This window comes from Streptomyces mutabilis, from assembly GCF_014649815.1.
GTDB lineage: Bacteria > Actinomycetota > Actinomycetes > Streptomycetales > Streptomycetaceae > Streptomyces > Streptomyces mutabilis.
On the sequence record NZ_BMTT01000046.1, the window covers coordinates 1 to 7326 of the forward strand.

General features: G+C 71.5%; 8 protein-coding genes. 2 read left to right on the plus strand and 6 right to left on the minus strand.

The genetic code is table 11. The annotated features are described in order from the left end of the window. Positions 1-288: 288 nt before the first annotated feature. Positions 289-927 carry a hypothetical protein gene (locus IE142_RS34260; protein WP_191889351.1) on the plus strand — a complete coding sequence of 213 codons (639 nt, stop codon included), beginning with the start codon at positions 289-291 and terminating at the stop codon, positions 925-927. 93 nt (positions 928-1020) lie between these two features. Here IE142_RS34260 and IE142_RS34265 read toward each other — a convergent pair whose 3' ends face one another. The 6 genes from IE142_RS34265 to IE142_RS34290 all read right to left on the minus strand — a co-directional run bounded on the left by IE142_RS34265 (position 1021) and on the right by IE142_RS34290 (position 5716). Further along, the gene (locus IE142_RS34265) at positions 1021-1989 is read right to left on the minus strand and encodes a DNA polymerase Y family protein (protein WP_191889358.1); all 969 of its coding nucleotides are present in this window, start codon (positions 1987-1989) and stop codon (positions 1021-1023) included. A 155-nt stretch (positions 1990-2144) separates the two neighbouring features. Further along, positions 2145-2504 (minus strand): hypothetical protein, encoded by a 360-nt coding sequence (locus IE142_RS34270; protein ID WP_191889352.1) that lies wholly within the window; start codon positions 2502-2504, stop codon positions 2145-2147. Positions 2505-2647: 143 nt separating this feature from the next. Then, positions 2648-3484: a hypothetical protein gene (locus IE142_RS34275; protein WP_191889353.1), complete on the minus strand. Its 837-nt coding sequence runs from the start codon at positions 3482-3484 to the stop codon at positions 2648-2650. Beyond that, positions 3465-4376: an aldo/keto reductase gene (locus IE142_RS34280; protein ID WP_191889354.1), complete on the minus strand. Its 912-nt coding sequence runs from the start codon at positions 4374-4376 to the stop codon at positions 3465-3467. Before IE142_RS34280 ends, IE142_RS34275 begins: the two co-directional genes overlap by 20 nt. Continuing rightward, the gene (locus IE142_RS34285) at positions 4373-5545 is read right to left on the minus strand and encodes a JmjC domain-containing protein (protein ID WP_191889355.1); all 1173 of its coding nucleotides are present in this window, start codon (positions 5543-5545) and stop codon (positions 4373-4375) included. Before IE142_RS34285 ends, IE142_RS34280 begins: the two co-directional genes overlap by 4 nt. Positions 5546-5566: 21 nt before the next feature. Continuing rightward, positions 5567-5716 carry a hypothetical protein gene (locus IE142_RS34290; RefSeq protein ID WP_191889356.1) on the minus strand — a complete coding sequence of 50 codons (150 nt, stop codon included), beginning with the start codon at positions 5714-5716 and terminating at the stop codon, positions 5567-5569. A gap of 162 nt (positions 5717-5878) precedes the next feature. Here IE142_RS34290 and IE142_RS34295 point away from each other — a divergent pair, with 162 nt between their 5' ends. Next, the gene (locus tag IE142_RS34295) at positions 5879-7207 is read left to right on the plus strand and encodes an NsdA family TPR-like regulatory protein (protein ID WP_191889357.1); all 1329 of its coding nucleotides are present in this window, start codon (positions 5879-5881) and stop codon (positions 7205-7207) included. Positions 7208-7326: the final 119 nt, after the last annotated feature.

The window sequence follows — 7326 nt, forward strand, 5'->3', positions numbered from 1 at the left end:
GCCCCATGTCCACATCAACGACCCGGGCGCGGAGCAGTCACATGATCCGCCGGACAAGTCCTAGGCGATACAGCGCGCCTGGTCGGTCTGTCGGGCTGGCCCGCCTGGCCCCCGGCGTCGTCCGGGCCCACCAGACTGCCCTTCCTCCACGGCTGCACATCTAGCCCGGTGAACGCCTTCTCTCGCTGCTGCGGCGAGCCGATCAGGCCATAGCCGGGGGTGTCTCGCCCCGTCCCCAGTTCCAGCGGAATCGGGACGGGTGTCAGTGCCGACTGGTTGGCTGAAGGCATGACTGACGCTCACCCAGCGCACGCGGCCTTCGAAGAGGCGATCGGTACTCTGTCGAGCACCGCCGGCCGCGACAAGGCGCAGGCTGTCCGTACGCTGATGCGCATCGTCCGGGAAGACCCGGCTCACCGGCAGCAGGGCCTCGAAGCGCTCGACCGTTTCGTCCAGAACCAGCGCGGCCGACCGGGCTACCGAACCGACCCGGTCCTGGACGCCCGCACGACGCTGTGCGCGTTCGACCGCAAGCGGTCGGTACGGACCCTCATCGCAGTGGAGGCCTCCGCGGCCGTGCTGCTGGCCATTCCACTGGCGACCGCCCACCTCGTCGGCGGTCACGGAGCCGCCCGCATCCTGGCCTGCGCGGGCGTCACGTTGGCGCTGCTGACCGTACTCGCCGCCACCACGCGACTGTGGAAGCCCTACCTGGGCCCCTGGGCCCTCCTGATGTCCACGTCCACTGACCGGCGCCTGCCGGGCATGCTCATCGCCGGACGGGTCATCTTCCTCGCGCTGCTGCTCAGCCTCCTGATCCGAGCGGTCCCCGACTCGGCAACCAGCGCGGCAGTGCACGCCTTGGCTTGTTGCGTTGTGGCCTGGGTCCTCTACAGGCGAGGGCCCCGACCGGCCCGGCGCCGGTAGCCGGCGCGTCTTCACGGAAGAGCGGTCACCTCCGATGAGGTGGCCGCTCTTCTTTCGTGCTCGCCGGGCTGCGCACGGTCTGCGGAACGGGGTTTAGGAGGCGCGGCGGATGACCGCGGCGGGGCCGATGACGTCCTGGCCGTACTTGTCGCGTACCCGGTCGACGGCGGCCTCCGCGACGAGTCTGGCCTCGCGGGTGTGGTCCAGGCTGATCTGCTGGGCCACCTGGTCCGCGTCGACGAGGTCGTCGCCCTTGAGGACCAAGCCGGTGATCCGGCCGCGCTGCAGACCGGCGGAGTCGATCAGCCGGTAGGCCATGCTGCGCAGGTCCTCGTCGTGAGCGGACGCTTCCGGCAGACGGCGGGTCTTCTCCCAGCTGCTGCCGCCGGCGAACTGGAGGGTCAACGACAGCGCGCGGACGGCCTGGCCGCGGCGGCGCAGCAGGCGTGCGAGTTTCACGACGAGGTCCAGCAGGGCCGCGCGGACGTCGGCGCCGTCCAGGACGTGTCGGTCGAAGCGCAGGCGGACGGTGGCGGATGCGGGCAGAGTTCGGGGCACGACGGGGCGGGGGTCGAGGCCGCGGGCCCGGTCGGCGGCGAGGCGGCCGGCCTTTCCGCCGAGCAGGCGTTGCGTGGTCTCGGGTGAGACGGCTGCGAGCAGGCCCACAGTGTGGATGCCGTAGTCGTGCAGCGCGGCGGCCTGGCGGGGTCCGATGCCGTGGAGGGCTTCGACCGGCAGCGGGGCCAGCCAGCCGGTCGCACGGTCGGGTGTGACGGTCAGGACTCCGCCGGGCGAGGCGACCTGTGCGGACGCGGTGGCCGCGACCGTGATCGACGGGCCGATACCGACCCGTACGTCGACCCCGAGGCGGGACAAGGTGCGCACCCGCAGGATCTCGCCCAGCCGGTGCGTGTCCGGCCCGTGATACCGCAGCGCACCCTTCAGCTCCACCAGGGCCGCGGTCGGCGGCAGCGCCTGCACGACCGGGGAGAGATCGGACAGCAGCTCCAGGACCTGCCGGTAGATCTCCCCCCGGACACGGTCAGGGCAACGCACATGCATCACCGTCGGCACCCCGCCAGCCCCCGTGTCTGTGTCCGTCACGACCCTCACCTCCCCCACCACGTTATCGAACGGAAAATCGAACACGCGAGAGTGGCGCGATCTGAGCGCCGGGCGGCGGGAGCCGAAGGCGCGACAGGTTGCATCAGCGGCGGTCAGACCCGTTCTAGGCAGGTGGCGGGCACCTGGCCGCCACGGACGATCCTCCACACGTGTCCCCCTCGGCCGCACTTGCGGTAGGCCGGGCCGCTCTGTGTGCGGGCGATCGCTTCGACGCACGAGGTCACGATGTCTCCCTGGTGGAGGTACCGCACGGCCGGCGAGTCGGGTGACGCCACGGGCTGATTGTTCTGCGGCTTCCGGACGGCGACCTTCTTGCCGGTGACCCGCCACTGCTTCGTGCACATCGCCGCTGCCGGCGCCGAGGCCGGGCTCGCCGGAACTGCCACAGCAGACTCCCCGACGAGCGCCGTCACCGCGGCGGCCAGGACCAGCACCTTCCCGAATCGGTTCATGATCCCTGCAACTGCAGCACGGTCGCCCCGTCACGGCCGGGACCGTCATGACCACACCCACGAGCGACGACGCGCCATGGGGCCGGCCCCCACGGGCAGGAACAGCGGCAACGTGCTGGCCTCCCCCATCCCCGCGGCAGAGGTCAGCGGCTGCGCAGTTCTTCGGACCAGGCGCGGAGCTGGTCCTCGAGGGCGAGGTTGTCGCCGCGGCTGACGGTCTGGAGCAGTTGGGCACACACGGTGGCTTCGGCGGCGAGGCCGGATGGGCTGCCGAGGATGGGGAAGGCGGTGCGGACGCGGGCGGCGGCGTCCGGCTGGAGCAGGGTGTAGGCGTAGAGGGTGGCGGCGTCGAATCCTTCGGGGGCTTGGCCCCAGCCTTCCCAGTCCAGGAGCTGGAGGGGCTGTGCGGTGAGGTTCGCCCAGTGCACGTCGGCGTGGGCCGTGGTCCAGCGGGCGTCGGTGGGCGCTGGGATTCCGACGTACTCGGGGATGGCCCGGTCCATGTACTGCTGCCGTACGGCGACGCGGTCGGTGTCGACGGTCGCCACCTTCTCCAGCGCTCCGCCGAGCTGCTGCCACCAGGAGTCTGGTAGCTGGGGGTCGTGCTGGAGGATCGGGTCGGCGGTCAGGACCGGCTGGTCGACGCGCCGGGACAGCTCTGCCCGGTAGGCGGTGCCGTCGTCGACGGCGTCGTGGACGGCCAGGAGCGCGGGCCGGTGACCGCCGAGGTCACCGAAGGCGTGCTGGGCGTCGAGGGCGCCGTCCCACAGCTTGCCAGACGCCTTGTCCTGCGGTGTGGACACCAGCCGCAGCCATGCCGGTTGCCCGTCGGCAGTGCGGGCCGGGGCTCCCAGGGTCCGCCCGGCCCATCCCCAGAACTCCCCGCCCGTCTCGACCTGTACGTGCAGGGCTGTGGCGGCGCGGGCGTGGTGGGTGCGCATGCGGCGCTCGGTGTCCGGGTCAGGGGGAGGCGAGTACATCAGTGATCTCCCGCAACTGGGCGGTGGTCAGGCAAGGTTGAGCGACGGCTTGGGCCGCTTCCTTCCAGTGTGGCGCACTGGAAGCGGCGACGAGGACGTCCGTCACTCCTGGGCAGGACGCGACGGCCAGCACGCACGCCTGCGCGGGAGTCAGGCCTGGTCGGATGAGGCCGGCGAGGTCCTGGTCGACCATGCTGGGGAGCTCCCCGCCGTGCAGTGGAGCGGACGCCATCACCCGCAGCCCGGCGTCGGCGGCGGCCGGAAGGGGGCCCCGTCCGTGGAGAGCCTGAGCGATCGGCGTCATCATCACCAGGCTGACCGGCATCTGGAGCGCGGCCAGGTGGTGACGGTGGCCGCCGGCGGCTTCGGCGGCCAGGGTGAGCAGCTCCCCCACCGTGACCATCTCCTCTTCCAGTGCCGACCATGTGGCGATCCCGTAGCCGGTGGCGTGCCCGGCCGCTACGGCTTCCTCCAGGGCGGCGAAGGCGTCCCGGATCGCACGGTGCAGCGCCGGACGGTCGCCGGGGTGTGCACGCTCGGGATTGTGGAGCAGGACCAGGTCCAGCCGGTCACGCCCGAGTTGGTTGCGGTTGCGGGCGATCTGCCAGCGCACATAGTCCGGGGCGAGGCTGTGCCCGGAGCGGGCCTGGTCGCCGGTGAGGACACCGGCGTTCACGGCTTCGGCGCCGGTGGCCGCGGTGAAGTAGCCGCTCTTCGTGGCCACTCGCAGGTCCGGGTGGGCGGCCAGGGCCGGGGCGAGCAGGTTCTGCGCGTGGCCGGCGGCGTAGTTGGGGGCGGTGTCGATCCAGTGCGTGCCGGAGGCGGCCGCACGGGCGGCCGCCTCCGGGATCGCCCGGCACCGGTAGGTGCCCAGAGCGAGCTTCGCCGTCACAGCATGCTCCCCACCGTCGCGGCCTGCCCGGCTATGAGCTCCTGGACCAGAGCGGCGACGTCCTCCAGGGCCAGACCAGCTGTCCCTGCGAGCGTGGCCAGGTCCACGGTGCGGCCCTCGACGAGCGGCTGCAGCACCGCCTCTGCCTCGGGCGCGAACTCGTACACGGTGCCGGCGGCGGCCAGCGTGACCGCGTCGGGGCCGGCGTCCAGGACGCCGCGGGCCGTGGTCAGCCGTACCTGCAGGCTGCCGTCGGCCGGGATGCCGTTGATGTACGGCAGGCTCGGCGTCATGCGGCCGGTGGCCTGGCCGTCCATCGCGGCGCGGTAGCGGTCGATCAGCTCCGGTTCGTCCAGCAGTTCGGCGAGCCGTTTGCGTATTCCGTCCAGGACGCTGGACTGGACGTGGCGCGAGGCGAGCAGGGGCAAGTCGCGCCTCCAGTCCTCGTGTGCGAGCAGCTGCTCGGACACCCATGTGATCAGGTCGGCGGGTGTGTGGGTCTGCAGGCCGCAGGTGACGTGCAGAGAGTGGGTGCCCTGGTCGGCGGAGACCGCGTGCCACACGCCGCGCGGCACGTACAGCACGTCCCCGGGGCGCAGGACCAGGTCGGCGACCGGTTCGGTGGGGGCCTCGCCCGGGTCCTCGATGTCCCGGTACAGCGGGAAGGGCCGGGTGGTGCCGTAGATCCGCCACCGTTTCGCGCCGTCCAGCTGGACGATGATCGTGTCGTGGTCGTCCCAGTGGATTCCGAAGCCCTCGGTACTGGTCCACGAGGCGTAGAGGTTGGCCTGCACGCGGGTGCGCAAGTCCCGCTCGAGTGCTTCGGCGAGCCGGGCGATCGGCGGGTGCAGCTCGTCGACGCTGTCCAGGGCGAGAGAGGCGCCTTCGGCGAGGCGGGCGTGGAGCTCGGCGGGGTGCAGGCGGTGCCACACGGTGTGCCGGCGCGTGGCCACCGGAGCGGTGTACCCGCCGATCAGCAGCGTCTCGCCGTCGTGGGACAGCCGCATGCGCGGCGGTTCTAGCCGGTGGCTGCCCAGGATCTGGTTGAGGTCGTCCCAGGTCATCAGCCCGGCGACATCGAGCGCGCCGGGTACGTGGCGGTATTCGCGGTGCAGTGCCTGGGCGAGGAAGTCCTCGCCCAGGCATGCCGCGATGGATACATCCGTCATCGCGTCGGAGCTCCTGATCCGTCAGTCGTTGCCGTCGCTGCGGCCGGTGCCGCCACCGTCCGAGGGGATGGCGTTACGGCCCCGGGCGGCGACGATCCGCTGCCGGGAACGGACGAGTCCACCGGCCTGCGGCGCGGGGGTGGCGGGCGGGGGCGTGGCGGTACTGGGCATGGGTCCTCCTTTAGATCTGTCGGCCTTGCCCTGGACGGCACGGCCGCGAACACGCGTCAGTACAGCCCTCTCAACGGCTCGCGGTAACCCCGCCGCGGGGGCCCCACGGTGGGTATGGTCGTGAGGCTGACGCCTCGTCACGCCCGGGAATCAGGGGGTCTTGTGGCTGACTCACCGCCGTCACCCGCCCAGCTTCCGCGCCGCCTGCTGGCCGACCCCGTCTTCGTGCGAGCCTTGCGTGAGCGGGACTTCACTGTGGTCTTCTCCATGGCTCACGACGCGGGGCTCTCCTACAACCGGATCGCAGAAGCGTGCGCGCTCAAATCCGAGCGGGTCAGCCAGATCGCCCGGGGCACCACAACTGTCACCGCCCTGGCCACGGTCGAGCGGATCGCCGGCGGACTACGCATTCCCGGTGCCCTTCTGGGCCTTGCTGCGCAACCCTGGGAAGAGACCACCGCCCTCAGCACGGAGTCCCACCATGGAGATGACCCGATGAAGCGCCGCCACCTGCTGCGCGGCGCTCTCGCCGCCGGCCTCACCGCTCCGGCACTGGCCGCGCTCACCGCTGCCCGGACCGACGTCGACCAGTCCTTCTCCCCCGGCGTCCCACGTGATCTGGCCGACCTGGAGGCCGCGTCCGAGAGCTACGGGTACGGCTACCACGGCCAGCAGCCCACCCGCGTCCTGGCCGATCTGGTCTCGGACTTCGCCGCTCTGCGCCCGCTGCTCACCGTCCCGCAACCCGCCCCCGTCCGGGCCCGGCTGTGCCGTGCGGCCGGGCAGATGGCCGGGATGACAGCGATCGTCTTACACGATCTGGGCAGCCGCCGGGAATCCCGCGCCTGGTTCGCCACCGCCGCCCGGGCCGCCACCGAATCCGGCGATGCCCAGCTGCACGCCTGGGTCCTGGCCCGCGAGGCCATGGTCCCGCTCAACTACGGCGCTCCCAAGGCAGCAGCCGACCTCGCCGACCAGGCCCGTCACACCGCTGGCCACCGGCCCACCGCAGCAGCGACCCTGGCAGCCGCCGTCGCCGCCCGCGCCTACGCCCTCAACCACCAGCCTGAGCAGGCCCGCACCGCGCTCAAGGCCGCCGACACCCTGATGGCGCGGCTCCCCCAGAGCGAGCGGTCGGACACCTGGCTCACCTACGGTGAGCAGAAACACCACGTGCACCTCAGCCACGCGTTCACCACGCTCGGGGACACTCGCCACGCTCGGGAGAGTCAGCAGCGTGCCCTGGAGCTGTCAGCGCCGACCAGCACCATGACCCGCACTCTGCTCCATATCGATGCCGCAGCCTGCGCCCATCACGACGGAGACAGCGAACAGGCCTGCCGCCGCACCATCACCGCCCTGACCTCACTGCCGGACGGCTACCGCACCGGTCTGGTCCACCGCCGCGCCCAGGACCTGTATGAGGCGATCCCCGCACAACACCACCTCGAACGGGCCGTCCGTGAACTGCGCGACGCCCTGGCTGCCTGAATCCCCTGTTTCCGCTATGGCTGTCCGGTAAATGATCTTTCACATGTCTGGTGACCTAGTACTCCAGTTAGAAATCGTTGCCTGAGCTGGTCGGTTTCGTTGTGCTGGACATGGTGGGG